The sequence below is a fragment of the Arthrobacter sp. R-11 genome, assembly GCF_049913155.1.
Classification (GTDB): domain Bacteria; phylum Actinomycetota; class Actinomycetes; order Actinomycetales; family Micrococcaceae; genus Arthrobacter.
This window is the reverse complement of the sequence record NZ_CP183979.1, coordinates 2962471-2982332: the sequence shown is the minus strand read 5'-3', so window position 1 is coordinate 2982332 and position 19862 is coordinate 2962471. Positions and strand designations below refer to the sequence as shown.

General features: G+C 67.1%; 17 protein-coding genes. 8 read left to right on the top strand and 9 right to left on the bottom strand.

The features are described from left to right. Positions 1 to 7 precede the first annotated feature (7 nt). A complete protein-coding gene (locus ACN9M4_RS13445) occupies positions 8 to 1261 on the bottom strand; it encodes an NAD(P)/FAD-dependent oxidoreductase (RefSeq protein ID WP_426298662.1) in 1254 nt (417 codons plus the stop codon). A gap of 208 nt (positions 1262 to 1469) precedes the next feature. Between ACN9M4_RS13445 and mnmA the strand changes: the two genes are divergently transcribed. Beyond that, complete coding sequence (mnmA, locus tag ACN9M4_RS13440; RefSeq protein WP_426303477.1) at positions 1470 to 2591, top strand: tRNA 2-thiouridine(34) synthase MnmA; 1122 nt, start codon at positions 1470 to 1472, stop codon at positions 2589 to 2591. 119 nt (positions 2592 to 2710) lie between these two features. Then, positions 2711 to 4342, top strand: a complete 1632-nt coding sequence (locus tag ACN9M4_RS13435) for a hypothetical protein (protein ID WP_426298660.1) — start codon at positions 2711 to 2713, stop codon at positions 4340 to 4342. Between the two features lie 10 nt (positions 4343 to 4352). Here the strand turns inward: ACN9M4_RS13435 and ACN9M4_RS13430 are convergent, their stop codons facing one another. After that, on the bottom strand, positions 4353 to 5186 hold the full coding sequence (locus ACN9M4_RS13430; RefSeq protein ID WP_426298658.1) for a caspase family protein: 834 nt from the start codon (positions 5184 to 5186) through the stop codon (positions 4353 to 4355). A gap of 399 nt (positions 5187 to 5585) precedes the next feature. On the opposite strand from ACN9M4_RS13430, the gene ACN9M4_RS13425 reads away from it, so the two are divergent. The 4 genes from ACN9M4_RS13425 (at position 5586) to ACN9M4_RS13410 (ending at position 11098) form a co-directional block, all read left to right on the top strand. Next, positions 5586 to 7217, top strand: coding sequence for an ABC transporter substrate-binding protein (locus ACN9M4_RS13425; protein ID WP_426298656.1), 1632 nt, complete (start codon positions 5586 to 5588; stop codon positions 7215 to 7217). 85 nt (positions 7218 to 7302) lie between these two features. Further along, positions 7303 to 8388 carry an ABC transporter permease gene (locus ACN9M4_RS13420; RefSeq protein ID WP_426298654.1) on the top strand — a complete coding sequence of 362 codons (1086 nt, stop codon included), beginning with the start codon at positions 7303 to 7305 and terminating at the stop codon, positions 8386 to 8388. After that, the gene (locus ACN9M4_RS13415; RefSeq protein WP_426298652.1) at positions 8388 to 9392 is read left to right on the top strand and encodes an ABC transporter permease; all 1005 of its coding nucleotides are present in this window, start codon (positions 8388 to 8390) and stop codon (positions 9390 to 9392) included. Before ACN9M4_RS13420 ends, ACN9M4_RS13415 begins: the two co-directional genes overlap by 1 nt. Beyond that, a complete protein-coding gene (locus ACN9M4_RS13410; RefSeq protein ID WP_426298650.1) occupies positions 9389 to 11098 on the top strand; it encodes an ABC transporter ATP-binding protein in 1710 nt (569 codons plus the stop codon). The genes ACN9M4_RS13415 and ACN9M4_RS13410 overlap by 4 nt, the downstream gene beginning before the upstream one ends. Before the next feature lie 150 nt (positions 11099 to 11248). Here the strand turns inward: ACN9M4_RS13410 and ACN9M4_RS13405 are convergent, their stop codons facing one another. Beyond that, positions 11249 to 11911, bottom strand: coding sequence for an NADPH-dependent F420 reductase (locus ACN9M4_RS13405; protein WP_426298648.1), 663 nt, complete (start codon positions 11909 to 11911; stop codon positions 11249 to 11251). A gap of 177 nt (positions 11912 to 12088) precedes the next feature. Between ACN9M4_RS13405 and ACN9M4_RS13400 the strand changes: the two genes are divergently transcribed. Both ACN9M4_RS13400 and ACN9M4_RS13395 read left to right on the top strand, forming a co-directional pair. After that, positions 12089 to 12499 (top strand): chorismate mutase, encoded by a 411-nt coding sequence (locus ACN9M4_RS13400; protein WP_426298646.1) that lies wholly within the window; start codon positions 12089 to 12091, stop codon positions 12497 to 12499. A gap of 3 nt (positions 12500 to 12502) precedes the next feature. Then, a complete protein-coding gene (locus ACN9M4_RS13395) occupies positions 12503 to 13552 on the top strand; it encodes a hypothetical protein (protein ID WP_426298644.1) in 1050 nt (349 codons plus the stop codon). 11 nt (positions 13553 to 13563) lie between these two features. Here the strand turns inward: ACN9M4_RS13395 and ACN9M4_RS13390 are convergent, their stop codons facing one another. From ACN9M4_RS13390 to ACN9M4_RS13365, 6 genes are all read right to left on the bottom strand, one after another. Beyond that, complete coding sequence (locus ACN9M4_RS13390; RefSeq protein WP_426298641.1) at positions 13564 to 14295, bottom strand: DUF4166 domain-containing protein; 732 nt, start codon at positions 14293 to 14295, stop codon at positions 13564 to 13566. 41 nt (positions 14296 to 14336) lie between these two features. Further along, positions 14337 to 15629, bottom strand: a complete 1293-nt coding sequence (locus ACN9M4_RS13385; protein ID WP_426298639.1) for a DUF58 domain-containing protein — start codon at positions 15627 to 15629, stop codon at positions 14337 to 14339. 32 nt (positions 15630 to 15661) lie between these two features. Next, complete coding sequence (locus ACN9M4_RS13380; protein WP_426303476.1) at positions 15662 to 16627, bottom strand: AAA family ATPase; 966 nt, start codon at positions 16625 to 16627, stop codon at positions 15662 to 15664. Between the two features lie 113 nt (positions 16628 to 16740). Next, the gene (locus ACN9M4_RS13375) at positions 16741 to 17925 is read right to left on the bottom strand and encodes a DUF4350 domain-containing protein (RefSeq protein WP_426298637.1); all 1185 of its coding nucleotides are present in this window, start codon (positions 17923 to 17925) and stop codon (positions 16741 to 16743) included. Further along, a complete protein-coding gene (locus ACN9M4_RS13370; RefSeq protein ID WP_426298635.1) occupies positions 17922 to 18608 on the bottom strand; it encodes a DUF4129 domain-containing protein in 687 nt (228 codons plus the stop codon). The genes ACN9M4_RS13375 and ACN9M4_RS13370 overlap by 4 nt, the downstream gene beginning before the upstream one ends. Further along, positions 18605 to 19645: a glycerophosphoryl diester phosphodiesterase membrane domain-containing protein gene (locus tag ACN9M4_RS13365; RefSeq protein ID WP_426298633.1), complete on the bottom strand. Its 1041-nt coding sequence runs from the start codon at positions 19643 to 19645 to the stop codon at positions 18605 to 18607. Before ACN9M4_RS13365 ends, ACN9M4_RS13370 begins: the two co-directional genes overlap by 4 nt. Positions 19646 to 19862: the final 217 nt, after the last annotated feature.

Below are 19862 nucleotides of genomic sequence, written 5' to 3'. Positions count from 1 at the left end.
GCACTGCTCAGCCTTCCGGGAGCAGTTCCTCCAGGGGTACCTCCGGGTCGGCCAGTCGCGCGGGATCCACCTGGACGCGCCCGCTAATCAGGGCCTTGAGTGTCTTGTGCACCTTCGGCCGGTTGATGCTCATCCCGGCAACAACTGCGCTGCTGCCCGAGGAGTTCCGGTTCAGCCAGAATGCCAGGAAGCTCCTGTCGTCCATGGAACCGCGGAGCAAGGGGCTTTGGCCCGCAGCCAGGGACGGGAACCCGGAGTACTCCATGGCGACGTCGAACTGGTCCGTATAGAAATAGGGCACCATGTCCAGCTTCGCGTCCTGGCCGAGCATGGCCCTGGCTGCCACCTTTCCGCCGCTGAGGGCGTTGTGCCAGTGCTCGTTGCGGTGGTGTTCCCCGGTGAAGGGGTGCAGGGCGTTGGCGACGTCCCCGGCGGCGAAGACATCGGGACTGCTGGTGCGCAGGGACGCGTCCACTAGGATGCCGTTCTCCAGTTTCAACCCGGCATTCCCGGCCAGGGCGGTGTCCGGTATGACGCCGGCCGCGATGACCACGATGTCCGCGGGGATCTCCTCCCCGGAATCCGTGACGACGGCGCTGGCCCGGCCGTCGGTGCCCTTGATTTCCCTGGCGCTCGCGGGCAGCCGGAAGTGAACGCCGTGGGATTCATGGATCTCTCGGAAGAATGCCCCAAGCTCGGGGCCGATGGCCGTGGACAGGGGCACGTCTTCCAGGCCCAGCAGCGTAACCTCGTTGCCGTAGCTCCGGGCGGCCGCGGCCAGTTCCATCCCGATCCAACCGGAGCCCACCATGACCAGGCGCCGCCCGCCGTCGGACAGTGCTTCCTTCAGCCGGCGGGAGTCGTCCAGCGTGCGGAAGGTGCCGACCCCCGCCAGCTCGCTCCCCGGCAGCGGCAGCTTCCGCGGCTGGGCGCCGGTGGCGATCAGGAGCCTCGAATACTCCAGTTCCTTCCCGGAGCCGAGGCGCACGGTGTGGGCCTGCGGATCCGCGGCGACCACGGGATCGCCGAGCAGGATTTCGACGCCGTTCTCCCCGTACCAGTCCTGCGGCACCACCGAGACCTTGACTTCGCCATCCTTGCCCAGGAGGAGTTCCTTGGAGAGCGGCGGCCTGAGGTAGGGCACGTGCGTTTCGGCGCAGGCGATGGTGATGGCGCCCGTGAAACCCTCCGAGCGGAGGGTCCGGGCGGCGGTGGCGCCGGCCAGACCTCCTCCGGCGATGACGAAATGTCCGGTGTCCATGATGCCTCGATTCGTATCGGCTGGATCGCTCACGCATCTAAAACCGTCAATTTTGACTTTAGAAGCGGAGCCGGGGATGGTCAAGGGTTGCGGACAAGTGTTTCCGGGCTGGATCCGGCAGACGGTAGAATGGACCGGCGCGCGGTGTCTTCCGGCGCGATCTTCCTCCCATATCCAGCAGAAAGCCAGCATGCGAGTACTTGCAGCCATGAGCGGCGGCGTCGATTCCGCCGTTGCCGCCGCCCGCGCCGTCGAGGCGGGGCACGACGTCGTCGGGGTCCACCTGGCGCTGTCCCGCATGCCCGGAACGCTGCGTACCGGAAGCCGCGGCTGCTGCACCATCGAGGACTCGCGGGACGCCTGGCGCGCCTGCGATGTGCTGGGCATTCCCTACTACGTCTGGGATTTCTCGGAGCGCTTCAAGGAAGACGTCGTCCAGGACTTCATCGACGAATACGCCGCCGGGCGCACGCCCAACCCCTGCATGCGCTGCAACGAGCGCATCAAGTTCGCCGCCCTGCTGGAGAAGGCGCTCGCCCTCGGTTTCGACGCCGTGTGTACCGGCCACTACGCCAAGGTGATCAACGACGCCGATGGCAACCCGGAACTGCACCGCGCCGCGGACTGGGCCAAGGACCAGAGCTACGTGCTGGGCGTGCTGACCCACGAGCAGCTCAAGCACTCCATGTTCCCGCTTGCTGATACCCCCTCCAAAGCCGAGGTGCGGGCCGAGGCCGAGCGCCGCGGACTGTCGGTGGCCAACAAGCCGGACAGCCACGACATCTGCTTCATTTCCGACGGCGATACCCGCGGCTGGCTGGCCGAAAAGATCGAAATGAGCACCGGCGACATCGTGGATGAGACCGGCGCCAAGGTCGGCGAGCACCCGGGGGCCAACGCGTTCACCGTGGGGCAGCGCCGCGGCCTGAAGCTCGGCACGCCCGCCGCGGACGGCAAGCCGCGCTTTGTGCTGGAAATCCGGCCCAAGGAGAACAAGGTGGTCGTCGGGCCGGAAGCCCTCCTTGCGATCGACGAGATCCGCGGCATCAAGGTCTCCTGGGCCGGCCTCCCGATTGCCGAGGTCGGCACCGGTGCGGAGTTCGACTGCCACGCCCAGGTCCGGGCCCATGGCGATCCGGTGCCTGCCCGCGCCCGTGTGGAAGCCGTCATGGACGATTCCGGCGTGGAGCGTGAAGGCCTGGTGGTCACCCTCAACGAGCCGCTGCGCGGCGTCGCCCCGGGCCAGACCGTGGTGCTGTACCAGGGCACCCGGGTGCTGGGCCAGGCGACCATCGACGCCGCCCGCTCCCTGCAGCGCGCCGCCCTCTAGGCTCGCGCCGCCCTGACCGGCCGCCGTCGCGCGCCATTGCCTCCGGCTGCCCGCGGGCAGATACTTGGCTATGCAGCATTCCGCTGCGGCTTTGCTGGGGTTCCGCGCAGGGGGCGGCGATGGCTGTGGCATTTCAGGACAAGGCCCCGGGGGACATCAAAGCCGGTCAGATGGTCCCCCTGACAGTCCTTGCGGAGGGGCCCATCGGCAGCAACGGCATGGCGCCGATCACCACGCAGTTGAGGATCCCCGTTGAGCGGCTGCGCCGGGGCCCCACCGGCCACCGGCTGAGCGTCCACATCAGGAAATGGCGCGGCACCAACGTGGTCCCGGTGTCGTTGACAGTGCCGGGAAACCCTTGGCAGTTCATTTCGGAAGATCCGCCCTGCGAGCTGCGGGAGCTGCTGGACGATTCGCGCTTCCTCGCCCAGCACGTCTACGGAGTGGCCGCCTCCACCTTGCACCTCTTCGAATCGACCCTTGGCCGCCGCATGCCCTGGCACCCCGAAGGCCGGTTGATCCTCAAGGCCCGGGACCTGGTCACCGCCACGGACACCGGATACGAACGCGGCACCAACATCATCCGTTTCGGCTCCATCGACCGCATGGGCTACAAGGTCCCGACCGCGCTGTACCGGGACATCGTTGCGCATGAGGTCACCCACGCGATCCTCGACGGATTCCGCCCGGCCTGGGCGGACCAGCTGGCGGGGATCGAACAGCTCGCCATACACGAGGCCCTTGCCGACCTGGTGGCGATCCTCTCCGTGTTCTCTTCCCGGGACGTCGTATACCGGCAGTTGCTGGCCGCGGCAGGAAAGACGGGCCCAGACACCGCGCTCGACGACGACGCCTTGATGCGCACGCTCTTCGACTTCGCCAGGGACCTGTATGCCCGCGGCCCGTTACGGGAGCCTTTTGTCGACGTCGTCCCGGACAACTGGCAGGACAACCCCGAACCGCACGCCAGGGGAACCGTGGTGGTGGGCGCCGTCCTGCGCGCCGTCCACCGGCTCTGGATGGAACGGAACCGCCGGATGGGCGAAGGGCAGAGCCTGCAGCAGATGGCTGATTCCGGCTCCATCGTGGGCACGAGGGTGCTCCGCATGGTGATCCGCGGCCTGTCCTACATGCCCCCTGTCGATGTCCTCTGGCGGGACCTCCTACGGGGCATCATTGCCGCGGACCTGGACATGGTCCCCGAGGACCAGCACGGCTACCGGGAAGCGATCCAGGAGGAGTTCTCCAGGATCGGGATCCGGCGGGTCCCCTTGGCCAACATTTCCGGTGTGGAAAACTACCGTGGCCTGCGCTATCCGGTCCGGCTCGCCGCCTTGGGCTCGGATCCGCAGGAGGTCCAGCGCTTCGTCTGGGAAAACCCCCGGCTGCTCGACGCCGCCCGCCTGGAACGGCGCACCCCGCTCAGTTCCACCCGGGTGCGGACGTCGGAGCGGGTGTCGCCCGACGGCTTCGTGGTCTCGGAAATCGGCGCTTCCTTCGTCCAGACGGTTCGCATGAGCCGCCGCGAGGCTTCAATCAGGCTGGGTCTGAAGACCAAGAGCGAGTACGTGGACATCCGTGGCGGGGGACTGCTCCGCTTCGACGCCGGCGGCCGGCTGGTCTACGCGGCACTCAAGCCCGTGATGGCGCGGGAGCGACAATCGGCAATGTTCGTCTCGGACGAGCAGCACGCCGCCGAACAGGAAGTGTCCAGCGGCGTGCAGGGCAGGTTCCACCGCACGGGTGACTGAAGCCTCATAGCTATCCGGGGGCTCCCCACGCCGCCTTGCGGGCCGACGTCGACGCCTCCAACTGGGCCACCTGATCGAAGCCGCCGGCCTTCAGTCCCTTGCTGACTGCCTTGAGGATGTTCGTGCGGGGGAGGGTACCGTCGGATTCCAAGGCCTTCACCAGGTTGTAGGTGAAGGCGCCGTTGTAGCGCTGGTCGAGGTAGGCATCGGCGGCGGTCTGGTCGGCGCGGCACGCGGCCATGAGCACGGGCTTCGTGGCACCCCCTGCCTTGATCAGGTCCCGCAGCACCCGGGTGTCACTGAATTCGGAGGCCGCGACCGCCCGCGCCGTCGGCGCCGGAAGGAAGCGCGGCCGCCGGCCGGGCAGCAGGTCCAGCGACTTCAGCCCGGTGCCGCTGTGGCAGGTGTCCAGCACGACCTCCATGAGTACGCCGTCCGGCAGTTTCAAGAACAGCTCGGACAGTTCGTCGTCGGCGATCACTGTCGCCGGGTCCCATGCGTCGCCAATGCTGTTGATGGCGTGGCAGGCGAAGGCTTCATCCAGACGGTCGGCTTCGTCCCCGCTGGTGTCCGGGATCTGCGTGCCGTGGCTGGAGAAGGTGAAGACGAGGTGCTCGACCTCGCCGGATACCGCGAGGTCCATGAGCCGGGACAACTCGGCCATGATGGCATCCTTGTCCGCGTCGGCATTGTGCAGGACCGTGATGTCGGAGGAAGGGAATCCATAACGGCCCTCCAACAGGGCCGCGAGATCGTTGGCGTCGTTGACACATCCCTGGAGCCAACTGGATTGCGGAAGGAACTTGAATTCGTTGATGCCCACACACAGGGCTGCCTTGTTCATGAGCGCGTCCTTTGACCGGAAGTTGCGCGGATTCAGCTAGGCGGCCCCAAGCTCCGCCGCCAGGACGGCCCTCCTGCGGCAGAGCGCATGCGGACCGACGAGCACAACCTGCTCCGGGCGGGCCGGAAGGCCGACGGCGGCGGCGGGCCACGGAGCGCACCTCAACTTTATTCCCGGGGCCAGGCCGCGGCAATGGACAAGACGGGGCCCAATGGACGAGACAAAGCCGAGCAACCCCGCAAAAGTAAAGTTTGTGTTTCAAATCACAGGAATCCCTCTTTTCTGACCGTTTGTTCTGGTTGAATCGGTGCATCAGCTGTGCGTGCCTCCCGGAAACCATCCGTTGCCGGCACGCCGGACCCACCGAAAAGCCAAATCCACAGAACGGAAAGTTCACTGATGGCAATCAACAAGAAAGCCCTGCGATGCGCCATCGCGCTCGCGGGTGTCTCTGCGTTCGCTCTGACGGCCTGCACAGGCCCCACGGGCGGTACGTCTTCCACCGGTTCAGGCGGGGCCACAAGCACGATTGCTTATGGGACCACCGACAAGGTGACCGCCCTGGACCCGGCGGGATCGTATGACAACGGGTCGTTCATGGTGATGAACCAGGTCTTCCCGTTCCTCCTTAACTTCAAGCCTGGCAGCCCGGACTTGCAGCCGGACGTCGCCGAATCGGCATCCTTCACCAAGCCCACCGAATACACAGTGAAGCTCAAAAACGGCTTGAAATGGGCCAACGGCCACACCCTGGACTCCAAGGACGTGAAGTTCAGTTTCGACCGCCAGGTCAAAATCAAGGACCCGAACGGTCCGGCCGCCCTGCTGACCAACATCGCCTCGATCAGCACCCCGGACCCGGCAACTGTTGTCTTTACGCTCAAGCAAGGTAACGACCAGACCTTCGCCCAAGTCCTTTCCAGCCCTGCCGGCGTCCTTGTTGACGATGAAGCTTTCCCGGCCGACAAGCTCCTGTCCGACGAGGACATCGTCAAGGCCAAGGCCTTCCACGGTCCGTACACGATCGAGAGCTACAACAAGAACACGCTCATCAGCCTCAAGCCTTATGCGGACTACATGGGTCTCCTAGGGAAGCCCGTCAACGGCGGCGCCACCATCAAGTACTACACGGACCAGAGCAACATGAAGCTGGACACCCAGCAGGGCAACCTCGATGTTGCCCACCGGAGCTTCAGCGCCACGGACATCGAGGACCTCAAGAAGGACTCCAAGGTCAAGGTGCACGTGGGCCCGGGTGGTGAAATGCGGTACATCGTCTTCAACTACAACGTGATGCCCTTCGGCGCGAAGACCGCCGACGCCGACTCTGCCAAGGCGCATGCCGTCCGGCAGGCAATGGCCAACCTCGTGGACCGCCAGGCGATCTCCGACCAGGTCTACAAAGGCACCTACTTGCCCCTGTGGTCCAACATTCCGTCGGGACAGCTGGGCGCCAACGAAGCCTTCAAGACGCTCTACGGAGACAACGGCAAGCCCAGCGAAGACAAGGCCAAGAAGGTCCTCTCCGATGCCGGCGTCAGCACCCCGGTGAACATCAAGCTGCAGTACAACCCGGACCACTACGGGAAGTCCTCCGGCGATGAGTACGCCATGGTGAAGGACCAGCTGGAGAAGTCTGGGCTGTTCAAGGTGAACCTGCAGTCCACGGAGTGGGTCACCTACAACAAGGCGTCCAAGGCGGACACCTACCCTGTGCACCAGCTGGGCTGGTTCCCGGACTTCCCGGACCCTGACAACTACCTCACCCCGTTCTTCCCCAAGGGCGGCTTCATGAACAACCACTACTCCAACCCCGACGTCGACAAGCTGATCGCCAAGCAGCTGACCGAGCCGGACAAGGCTGCCCGTGAGAAGGACATCCAGGATGTCCAGAACCTCCTTGCCGAGGACATCTCCACCCTGCCTCTGCTGCAGGGTGCCCAGGTCGCCGTGGCCGGTGTCAACGTACAGGGTGTCGATTCCACCTTGGATGCGTCCTTCAAGTTCCGTCTGGGCGGCATTTCGAAGTAATTCGTCCAACAGGAGGCGGGGTGCGCCCCGCCTCCTGTTGTGAGCAAGGCGAATGCGCGAATTGACTGTCTACTAAGGATTCCTCATGGCAACACTCATCGAGGCCGAGACACCTGATGTCCTTGGCCCGGCCGCGCCCAAACGCGGCACTGGGGGAGTGGGACGGTACATCCTCGTCCGCTTCCTCCTGATCTTCCCCACCATCTTCATCCTGGTCACCCTGGTCTTCCTCCTGATGCGGATCACCGGCGACCCCATCACCGCCGCACTCGGCGGACGCCTCCCGCAGGACCAGCTCGACGCCAGGATCCACGAAGCCGGTTACGACCGGCCCATCCTAGTGCAGTACTTCGAATACCTCGGCCAGATCGCCACCGGCAACTTCGGGACTACCATCACGGACCGGCGGCCGGTCGTCGACATGCTGGCCACCTTCGGCACGGCGACCCTCGAACTGGCCTTCAACTCCATAGTGGTGGCGCTGCTGATCGGCATCCCGCTCGGCATGATCGCGGCCCACCGCCGTGACCGCACGCCCGATGCGGTGCTGCGATTCTTCGCCATCCTCAGCTATGCCACCCCGGTCTTCTTCGCGGGCCTGCTCCTGAAGCTGACCTTCTCCGTGGCCCTCGGCTGGCTTCCCGTTTCCGGACGGGCTTCGACCAGCACCGAACTGGCCATGTCCCAGCTCGCGGCACCCAGCGGCATCTACTGGCTGGATGCGCTCCGCAGCGGAAACTACCAGGCATTCGGCGACGTCGCCGCGCATGCGGTGCTCCCCGCCGTCGCGCTCGGGCTGCTCAACGCGGGTGTCTTCCTGCGCCTGGTGCGCACCAACCTGATCGGCACGCTCGGCAAGGACTATGTGGAAGCGGGACGTTCGCGCGGCGTCAGCGAGTTCCGGCTGGTCACCAAGCACGCCTACAAGCCTGCGCTCATCCCGATCATCACGGTCATGGGACTACAGATCGCGCTCGTGCTCGGGGGTGCCGTGCTGACCGAGACCACCTTCGAATGGAGGGGCCTGGGCTACCAGTTGGCGCAGTACCTGACCGCCCGCGACTTCGTCGCAGTGCAGGGCATCGTCATGCTGCTGGCTGTGATTGTGGCCGTCACCAACTTCTTGGTGGACATCCTTGCCGCGGTCATCGACCCGAGGGTGAGGTACTGATGTCTGAGACCACAATGGCGGCCGTCCCTCCGCCTATTCCCCGCAAGAAGCCGCTGCTGGACCGGCTTCCCGTGACCTCGCACATCCGGCAGAGCGTCGGGCTGCAGCGCACCATGCTGCTGATTGGGACCTCGCTGACCGGCCTGTTCCTGTTGGTCGCAGTGTTCGCGCCGCTGCTCGCGCCGTACGGCTATTCGCAGATTTCCGACGCCTCGGGCACTTTCCCGGCGCAGGCCGCCCCTGGCGGCAAGCACCTCTTGGGGACCACGGTGGGAGGCTACGACGTCCTGTCCCGCGTGCTCTGGGGCTCCCAGACTGCGGCGACCGTGATTGTGGTGTCCGTAGCGATGTCCATCTTCGTAGGTGTGGCTCTCGGCCTGCTCAGCGGCTACTTCGGCGGCTGGCTGGACAGAGTCTTGGTGGTCATCGCGGACGCCATCTACGCTTTCCCCTCGCTGTTGCTGGCCATCGTGATGTCGATCGTCATCAGCCAGGGCCAGTCTAGTTTCTGGGGTGGCATCCTGGCCTGTTCGATCTCCATCACCGTGGTGTTCGTGCCCCAGTACTTCCGCGTGATCAGGGCCGAGACCATCCGCCTCAAGGCCGAACCCTTCGTGGAGTCGGCCATGGTGGTGGGCGCCTCCAGCTGGCGCATCATGGGCCGGCACATCTTCAAGAACGCCACCCGCACGCTGCCGCTGATCTTCACGCTCAATTCCTCCGAGGCGATCCTGACCCTCGCGGGCCTGGGCTTCCTCGGCTTCGGCATCGAGCCGACGTCGGCAGCCGAGTGGGGCTTCGACCTGAACAAGGCCCTCTCGGATGCCACCTCCGGAATCTGGTGGACGGGTGTGTTCCCGGGTGTCGCGATTGTCCTGACCGTCCTCGGCCTGACCCTGATGGGCGAAAGCATGAACGACCTCAACGATCCCCGCCTGCGCGGGCGCCGGGCCGCCGGAAACAAGCGGGCCGGCGGCAAAGTGAAGAAGGCAGGCAGGCCATGACCATCAACCTCGGAAACATTTCGGACGAGGCGAAGCCCGCGGGTGAACCGGTCCTGGAGATCGACCGGCTCAAAGTCACCTTCGCCACGGACACCGGCGACGTGCAGGCCGTCAAGGACGTCAGCCTCGAAGTGAAAGCCGGCGAAGTGCTGGCCATCGTGGGTGAGTCCGGCTCCGGGAAGACCGTCACCGCAAAGACGATCCTGGGCCTTTTGCCCGAAACGGCAACCAGCTCCGGCGCCGTGCTCATCAAGGGCAACAACGTCATCAGCGTCAGCCCGGCCACGCTGCGGAAGATCCGCGGCCGGGATGTTGCCATGGTGTTCCAGGAACCGTCCACCGCGCTGAACCCCGTGTTCACGGTGGGCTGGCAGATCGCCGAAGGCATCCGCGCGCACGCCAAGGACGGGCACCGGATCTCGGCCAAGGAAGCCAAGGAACGCGCCACCGAAGCCTTGCGCAAGGTGGGCATTCCGGACCCGGAAATCCGCGTCAATTACTACCCGCACCAGCTGTCCGGCGGGCAGAAGCAGCGCGTGATCATCGCCGCGGCGCTTGCCCTGAACCCCGGGCTGATTGTCGCGGACGAACCCACCACGGCCCTGGACGTCACGGTCCAAGCCGAGATCCTGCAACTGCTGCGGGACCTCCGCGACAAGTACGGCACCTCGATCGTGCTGATCACCCACAACATGGGCGTGGTGGCTGACCTGGCGGACCGGGTGGTGGTCATGTACCAGGGAGACGTGGTGGAAGAAGCGACCGCCAAGACCCTGTTCGCGGAACCGAAGCAGGACTACACGAAGCGGCTCTTGGCCGCGGTCCCGCACCTTGGACGGGACTCGGCGTCGGAAGGTGCCACGGAACGGCTGCACCAGGGCGGAAAGATCCTGGTGGAGGCAAAGAACCTCACGATCGAATTCCCGGGACGCCTCGGCACTCCGGGCTTCAAGGCCGTCAACGGGGTCAGCTTCACGATCTCGGAGAACGAGGTCTTCGGCCTGGTGGGCGAATCCGGTTCGGGGAAGTCCACCATCGGCAGGGCCATCGCCGGGCTCAACCGGGCCACCGGCGGCAGCCTGAAGGTCTTCGGCTACGAGATGCTGGGCTTCAAGGAACGCCGCTTCAAGCCGCTGCGCAAGGACATCGGCTTCGTGTTCCAGGACCCTGCGGCTTCGTTCAACCCGCACCTCACGGTGGGGGAGTGCATCGCCGAACCCCTCCTGATCCACACCCATCCGAGCCCGGCACAGGCGCGGCTCCGGGTGTCGCAGCTGCTTGAGTCGGTGCAACTGCCGGCCTCGTACGCCGCACGGTATCCGCACGAGCTTTCGGGCGGTCAGCGCCAGCGCGCCTCCCTGGCCCGTTCGCTCGCGCTGAACCCGCGCCTGCTGATCGCCGACGAGCCCACCTCCGCCCTGGACGTCTCCGTGCAGGCGAAGGTGCTGGAACTGTTCAAGGACATCCAGGAGGAGTACGGTTTCGCGGCCCTGTTCATCAGCCACGACCTCGCCGTGGTGGACATGCTCTCCCATTGGGTGGGCGTGCTCCTCAAGGGCCGGCTTGTGGAGCAGGGGATCGGCAGCCAGATCATGGGCGCCCCCAGCCAGGACTACACGAAGCGGCTGATTGCCTCGCTCCCGGTCCCGGACCCGGAGGAACAGGCCCTTCGCCGGGAGGCGCACCGCGCCCTGCTGGGAGGCTGAGCCGGCAGGGGCGCTGCGGGGCGGCCTAACGCGATCCTCTGCGTGCTATTCCCCGCGCCCTTCGGCGGCTAATCAGGCTGCCGAACGGGCGCGGGGCCCCTTTTACGCACGCTGCGGGATCACTGCATGCCGACCATGCCGCCGTCGTCGTCAGTCTTCAGAAACGATCGCCAGATTGAACGGCTTGCCCTGCGGCTGCTTCATGAAGATCCGCAGCCACAAGGGGAGCCACATCTCCATTCCCCGGGCCGCGTCCAGACCGCCGAGGTCGCGGATCCGGCCGGGCTGCCAGCCGAAGTCGCGCAGGAGCCCTTCCACCACGCGCTTGGCCTCGGGATCGTTGCCGGCCAGGAACATGTCATGTTCTCCGTAGGCCAGGCGCCGCGGATCTACCATCACCGGTGCGCCCACGGTGTTCAGGGATTTGACCACGCGGCTCCGCGGGAAGGTGCGCTGGATGGTCTCGGCAATACTGTCGGTGTTGCAGACTGAAAGAGACGGCGGAAAACCCGCAGCATGGTCCAAAGGATTGGAGACGTCCAGCAGCACCTTGCCGTCGAGGTTGGCCGCGCCGGCCTCGCTGAGCGCTGCCAGGGACACCGCTCCCGGGGTGGCGTTGATGACCAGCTCCGCCATGGCCGCAGCCTGGCCAAAGGATCCCGAAAAGGCGTTCGGCCCCCCGGAGGCGGCCCAGTCCGTGCCCTTCGGATTTCCCGCCTCGCGGGACCCCATCATCACCTCATGGCCCAGCTCCACCAGCTTTCCGGCCAAGGCGTGGCCCACCGTTCCTGTTCCAAGGACTGCGATTTTCATGGGGTTCTCCTTTTGCCCCATTCTGCTCCCCGCAGGGCTTCCCCGGACAGCGTTTCCCCGGCAGGAGTAGCACCGGCAAGGCGGAGGGCTTAATAAGGGAGACTGCAGAGGCTCCATGGATGAGGCGCTCAGGCGCCGAATCCGTGGAGAAGCAGCCGAGCGCCATAGACTGGTGCAATGACCGAGCCGAAGCCTTTACTTTCCGAAGACGCCCGATCCGAAGACGTCTCCGAGACCACCGAATCCTTCGATCCCGCCGCCAGCTCGCTGGCCGGCCAGGTGGACCGCTCGGTCATGGATGAGCTGCTGTCCATCCGCTCCAGCATCGACAACATCGACGCCACCCTCGTCTTCCTCCTGGCTGAGCGCTTCAAGGCAACACAGAAGGTGGGCGTCCTCAAGGCAACCCACAAGCTGCCCGCGGGCGACCCGGGGCGGGAGGCCGCCCAGATTTCCAGGCTCCGGCGCCTGGCCGAGGAAGCGCACCTGGATCCGGCCTTCGCCGAGAAGTTCCTGAACTTCATCATCTCCGAAGTGATCCGCCATCACGAGGCAATTGCCGAAGGCCACCAGGGCAGCCGGGACTGAATCGTGCAGGAACACTCCCTGGCTGGACTCGCATCAGGCCAGGTAACGGCCACCGCCCTGGGGCCCTGGCCCGGCGACGATCCACTGGAAGCCACCCGCACCATCCGCGGGGAACTCGGCAGCCCGCATCTGCCCTTCCTTGCCGAACTCCCGGACCGGGGCGTCGGATCCGACTCCCTGGGCCGGACCGCGGCACTGCTTGTTGAGCTTGCGGTGGACGTGCAGCCGCACGGCTGGCGCCTTGTGGACCGCCCGGGCAAGGACCAGCAGCGCGCGCAGTCCGCCCTTGCCACCGACATCAACGTGCTGGCCGATGTCGCCGGTGCCGAAGACGCTTCCGCGGAAGCGGTGAAGATCCAGCTCAGGGGACCGCTCAGCCTGGCCGCCGGCCTTTACCTGCACAACGGCGAACGCGCCCTGCTCGACTTCGGCGCACGCCGCGACATCACCGACTCCCTGGCCGCCGGCGTCGCCGACTACATCGCCCGTATCAGGGCAGCGGTTCCCGGCGCCGGCGTCGTGGTCCAGTTGGACGAGCCGGACATCGCCGCCATCCTTGCCGGCACCATCCCGACGGCAAGCGGTTACCGCACGCTGCGTTCGGTCCCGCAGGATGAAGCCACCGCCGCTTGGCGCCGGGTGGTCGGTGCACTGCAGGCGGCGGGGGTCGCGGAGACGGTGATCGCCGTGCCTGAAATCGAAGCCCCCTTCGCCCAGATCCTCGCCTCCGGGGCCGACGGCGTCGCTGTCCCGCTCAAGGCCCTGACCACGCGGCAGTGGGAGCAGTTGGCCGGCGCGGTAGAGTCCGGCAAACGCGTGTGGGCCGGCGCCCTGCCTGCGGGCGAACCGGGCGCGGCCCTTCCGCGCACGGCGGAGCTGGTCGAAGCCGTCTGGCGGCCCTGGCGCCAGCTTGGCCTGCCGGCGTCGTCCCTGGCTACACTGCGTGTGACCCCTTCCCACGGCCTGGCCGGGCACAGCCCGGTGGGGGCGAAGGAGATCCTCGGCCGGCTGACCCGGCTGACGGACGGGCTCAACCAGCTCGCACTCGGTTAGGGAGGACAACCCTATACGCGGGACTCCCAGCGGTCCGGCTCCGCGTAACGCGGGAGCCCGACGGCGGTCCCGTTCACGGCCGCGGGCTGCGGCAGCAACGGGGCCAGCCGGTAGTCGAAGTATCCCGCGTAGACGAGTACGAGGCCGACGTGCTTTTGCAGCACTTTCACCTGGATCCGGTGCTTGCCTGCCCCGGCGTCCCACCACTGTTCGGCGTAGGCATTGGCGTCCAACGATGCCGGCAGGCCGAGCCGGAGCGGCCCCAGGAACGCCCGTGTGGCCCCGGAGATTCCCCGGAGCCTGCCCTCTGGCGTCACGCCGAGCCGAAGATCCGTGGCCAGCCGCCGGTATTTTCCGAGGTAATCGACCAGCCGCGTGCCGCCCTCCTCCTCGACGGCCGAGGTGGTGCCGTGGAAGAGCCGGGTGCGGCCGGGGAAGAAGATCTCGCGCCGGGCGGTCAGGCTGGAACGGCCGAACGGGTCGAGGTGGGCGTGGTTCTCGATCCGGAACGGCACCATCTCGCCGTACTCGGGGAACAGCGCCTCCTCCGCGGATGCCAGCGCCAGCAGCGGCCGCAGCCAGCGCTGGCGGCACCCCACCAGTTCGAACACGCCCTCGCCGATCCCGTAGGAGCCCGAACCTGGAGCCAGGGCGAAGTACTCCTGCAACTCCGGCTGCAGCCGGCGGAAGCTGCTGCCCAGCGCCCGCTCGTAAATCGGGGTGCGTTCGAGGGATGTGTCCACGGTGCTTTCTCCTTCCGTGCCGGAGCGGCGGTGGTCCGCCGTCACAGCCTGCCCGCAGCTTTCAGCCGGATGTACGTATCCGCGAGCTTCGGCGGAAGGTCCAGCGGCTCGGCGTCAACCACTTCGGCTCCCAGCTGCTTCAATTGTGCGGCAACCGCCGCCCGGTCCAGCAGCGCGCGTTCCGCAGCGGCTGCACGGAAGACCTGGCTCGCCGTCGTCCGTTCCGCTGCCATCGCACCCAGCAGCGGGTCCCGAACAGCGGCGACCACCACTACGTGCTGAAGCGCCAGCTGCGCCACGGTCGGGATGAGGTTCTCTTCGGGCACGCCACTGTCCAAGGAAGTCAGGAGCACCACGAGGGAACGGTGCGCTGACACTGCCCGCACCTGGGCCGGGACCTGGCCCCAGTCCATCTCGATCAGCTCAGCCTCCAGCGGCGCCATGGCCTGGACCAAACGCCCCAGGAGCGTCCCCTTTGACGCCGAATCCACGCGGCCCCGGACCCTGCGGTCGAAGGCCAGGAAGTCCACCCTGTCGCCGCCGCGTTCAGCGAGCACCGCCAGCAGCAGTGCCGCTTCGATCCCGGTGTCCAGGCGCGGCTCGTCATCGATTCGTGCCGCGGCGGTGCGTGAGGTGTCCAGCACGATCACCACGCGCCGGTCCCGTTCGGGTCGCCAGGTGCGGACGACGACGGCGGTGCGCCGGGCAGTGGCGCGCCAGTCAATCGAGCGGACATCGTCACCGCGGACATAGTCGCGCAGCGAATCGAACTCGGTCCCCGCGCCGCGGATCTGCACGGCGGCCTTGCCGTCCAGTTCCCGCAGCTTGCGCAGCTTGGAAGGCAGGTGCCGCTTCGAATGGAAGGGCGGCAGGACACGCAAGGTGCCCGGCACGGGCAGGGTGCGCTGGCGGGCGGCCAGTCCCAGCGGACCGAAGGAACGGACCGTCACATGCGGGGCGGCCAGGTCGCCACGGCGGCGGGGAACGAGCCGTACGGTCAGGCGCCGCCGTTCGCCGGCAGGAACCGTGATCGGCTGGACCGGATCCACCGCGCCGGCAGATGGCTGCCAGGCATCACGGACCATGGCCCGAAGCGTGCGGTCGTTGTTGTTCGTCAACAGAAGCTGGCTCTCGGCCGCCGCATGCAGGGTCACGTTCGCGGGCTGCAGGCGCTCCAACACCAGCTGGCGCGGGGATGCGGCCAGCATGGCGTCAAGCACGGCCAGCAAGAACAGCCCGGAGAACAGCAGCCAGGCTGTTCCCCAGCCGGGGAATAGCACCATCGGCACAAGCGCGGCCGCCGCCAGCAGCACGAGCCTTCCTGTGATGGCCATTCAGGACTCCCGGATCAACACGTGGGCGGGCATCAGCGCGGCACAGGAACGGAGGCGAGGATACTGCCGAGGACCTCGTCGACGTGCACGCCGTCCATCTGGGCTTCCGGGCGCAGTGCCACCCGGTGGCGCAAGCAGGGCAGGGCGAGTGCCTTGACGTCGTCGGGTGTGACGAAATCCCGGCCGGAGAGCCACGCCCACGCCCGTGACGTGGTGAGCAGCGCCGTGGCGCCGCGCGGCGAGACGCCCAGCTGAAACGACGGTGCCGCCCTGGTGGCCCGTACCACGTCCACGATGTAGCCCAGGACTTCCGGCGCCACCCGCACAGCGGCAACCTTCGCCCGGGCGCTTTCCAGCTCGCTGCTGCCGGCTACAGCGGTGACTCCTGCGGCCGCAAGGTTCCGCGGATCGAATCCTTGGGAGTGCCGCCGGACAACCTCGATTTCCTCGTCGCGGGCGGGCAACGGCATGGTGAGCTTGAGCAGGAAACGGTCCAGCTGCGCTTCGGGCAGCGGATAGGTGCCCTCGTATTCCACAGGGTTCTGCGTGGCGGCGACAATGAACGGCACAGGCAAGGGGCGGGAAACGCCGTCGGCCGAAACCTGGCGTTCCTCCATGGCCTCCAGCAGTGAGGCCTGGGTCTTCGGCGGCGTCCGGTTGATCTCGTCTGCCAGCAGGATGTTCGTGAAGACCGGCCCCTCCCGGAAAGTGAACTCGGAGCTGTGGGAGTCGTACACCAGTGAACCCGTGACGTCGCCGGGCATGAGGTCGGGGGTGAACTGGACCCGTTTGGTGTCCAGGCTCAGGGCCTGGGAGAGAGCCCGGACCAGCAGCGTCTTTGCCACGCCCGGCACGCCCTCCAGCAGCACATGGCCGCTGCAGAGCAGCGCGATCAGCATGCCGGTCACCGTGGAATCCTGCCCGACGACGGCCTTGCCCACCTCATGCCGGACGTCCAGGAGGGCCCGGCGGGCCGGGTCGCCGGGCGCTGGCGCCACCGGGTGCTTTGCCGGTGCCGGCGCAGTCGGCGACGGTGCCCTTGTGCCGGCATCGTAGGAAGGAGCCGTACCGGTGTATCCGTCCCATTGCGTGTTTTGCTTCAAGTTTTCGTTCACCGGGCTGATGCCTCCTGCTCGAGTTGTTCCAAGGTCTGTGCCCACCGCACCAGGCCGGACTGCGAATCCGGCCGGTGATCAAGAATTTCCCGCAACTGCGCGGGCGCGCGGCCCGTTTTGCGGGAGATCGCGTCCATCAAGGCGTCGACGCCGGCATCCGGACCGAGCCCGAACACCCGCGAAAGCCGGACCAAGGTACCGGCCCGAAGGTTTGCTGCCGCCCGTTCCACTGCCCGGGCATCCTGGTAGAGCCTGGCCCGGCCCTCGGCGGTTTCGGCCGCTTTGACCACCACCGGCAGGGGTTCGAACACCAGCGGTCCAAGCCGCCGTCCGCGCCACAGGACTGCAAAGAGTGCGACGACCAGGAGCCACGGCCCGAGGAACGCTACCCAGGGCGGAGCCAGCTCATCCAGGGTGCTCGGGTTCCTGTCCTGCGGTACATCGCCGAGGCCCGGCAGGTACCAGAGCAGCTCGGGGGAGTCGCCCAGGCTGCGGAGGACGAGCGCTGCGTTTCCGCGTTCGTCGAGCAGATCGTTGCTCAGCAGTGCAGCGCTGCCGAGCACCACCACCCGGCCGTCATCGCTGGCCGCGTACAGGCCGCCGTCTCCTATGCGGTAGCAAATTTCACCGCTTCCGGCATACAACTGGCCGTTGCCGGCGGAGATGTCTCCGGCCGCGAGGGGATCATCCAGGCCGCATTCGGGCTCGGTAACCTCGTGCCCTTGCGGTACAACACCTGCGTTGCGGAGTCCGTCGTCGAGTCCCCGCAGGGTCCGCCGGCCGGGACTTACCACGACGACCCTGTGCGAGGCGGCCCGGAGTTCCCGGAGTTGCTCCTCGCCGAGGTAGCCGTCCCGGTCGTAGAGCAGCAGCGTCGCCGCACCGTCCTTGGCTTCCAACATCGCCACGGCTTGTTCGAAGGAGCCGGGCTCGGTGATGTCCACCCCTTGTGCGCGGAGGATTTCGGCAGTTGCCATGGCTCCGCCCGGGGCCGCGTTGCGGGGCGACAATGCCCTCTCATCCGGGCCCGACGACAGCCGGGACATCACCAGGTAGCCCAGGGTGAGGGCCACGACGCACCCGATCACGATCCAGACCATGTGCCGCCGAAGACGGGCTTTCCAGCCTGCGGGCGAGCCCGGGGTGCCGGCCTCCGTGTGCTGTTGGCTGAGGGCCGTCATCGCGGCACCGCCAGTCCCCGGCCGGGCCGGCCCTGGTAGTCCGGTTTCAGTGTGGCCAGGTGGCTGTCTAGGACACGCAGGGTCTCGTAGTGTCCCGCCTCGGCCGCGGCGTGCCCGTATTTGACCGTGTCGAAGAGCCGGGCTGCTTCGTCCAGCTGTGCCTGGCTCCTGCTGAACGCGCGTCCCAGCTGTGCTGCCGCTTCGTCGGCGGTGCGGCCGGCTTGCGGATCGATGACGGTGCGGTCCTCAGCCGAGCGCACGATGGCACGGAACTGCTCGACGACGGCGGTGTTCCAGTCACCCAGCGCGGCGGCGGAGGCGGCCCGCGAACGGAAGGTCCCGGCGTCGAGGGTTGTTTCCTCATCGAAGACGGCGGCGGAGGACCGCTTCCGCCCGGAGTTGAGCCGCGGCCTGACAACGATGACGGCCGTGACCACGAGCGCGAGGGCGAGCAGGATGGCGAGCGGCCAGGTCCAGTCCTGGCCGAGGCCCGGACCTTCGGAATTCAGGGAGCGCAGCCATTCCAGGAAGTCGTTCACGAGCTTGTCGAACCAACTTGGCTTCGCCTCGGCGTACTGCGGTTTGCTGAGTTCTTCGATCGCCCAGCGCCGGGCCTCGTTGCGGTCCGGATCGACGGGGGTTTCGGCGGGCAGGAAGCCCGCGAGCACTGAAAGGACTGTCATCCCTGTGGGTATCCCGTGCCCGATCCCGGCTGCCGGCCGCCAGGGAACGGGCGGCGCGTTGAGGGGCCGCGGCCCGGAACCCCGTCCGGGTCGCTTCCGGATTCCATCATCCGCAGGAGTTCCACATCCAGGCCGTCACGTCGCATCCGCAGATCGAGGTAGACCAAAGCGGAGACAGCGGACTGGAAGGCGAAGCCCAGCGCCCCAATCAGACCGCTGACCACCATGCTGATCACCGTCAGCAGGGTGCTCGTGCTGGTCTGCTGCTCGATGCCGGCGTGCGGAGTCACTACTGAACTGATACCGCCGACCGCGAGGCTGATGGGGATCTGGAGCACTTGGCCAATTACCCCGACAATCAGGCTGGCCACCAGTACGATGCCGAAGATCCGCCACCAGCTCGCGGTAGTCAGTGACCAGGAGCGGCGGAGGGACTCGATGACGCCCAGCTCCTCGACGGCCACGGCTGCCGGGGCCACCAGCAGCTTGATGGACAGCCACACGATCACCGCCACGGCGCCGAGCCCGATCGGAAAGACGACGAGGAAGCCGGCGGGACCCGTCCCGGCGAGGATGGCCACAGCAACGACGAACAGGAGGCCGAGGGGAACGGCGGGTACCAGGAGCAGGACGAAGGACAGCCCGGTGAGGGCAAGCAGGCGGTGGCGTACGAGGACCCACATCTGCTTGAATCCGGTCTTCCGGTTCAGTGAGGAGCGGGATACCGGCACGGCCATGACCCCGCCGAGGATGGACAACAGGACCAGGGAGAGCAGTGTGACGCCCATCCCGCCAGCCGCCAGGCCGAGAACCGGCCCGAGGAGCGCGGATAGCTCAGCATCGCTGTCCAGCTGCCCCCTGTCCAACTGTTCAAGGCGGGCGAGGAGGCCGATGCTGCCAGCGATCAACGTGGCCGCGAGCAGGAGGGACAGGCACTGGCCCAGGAGCGAGGAGCCCAGCATGGCTGCAGGGTTCCGGCGGACTGTCTGGAAGGCGCCGTCCAGGACTTCGCCGAACAGCAGGGGACGCAGGGGCACGATCCCGGGTTTGGGAGGCGCGACGTACCGTGGCTGGCCGTAAGGGCTGCCCGGCGCGGGGGGCCACCCCGAAGGTTGAGGCTGTCCCCACGGTCCCGACTGACCGGGCGCGCCCCACTGCGGCTGGCCGCCCCACTGGGGTTGCGCCCAAGGCGGCTGGGCGCCGGGTCCCGGCTGACCGGGCGCGCCCCACTGCGGCTGGCCGCCCCATTGCGGT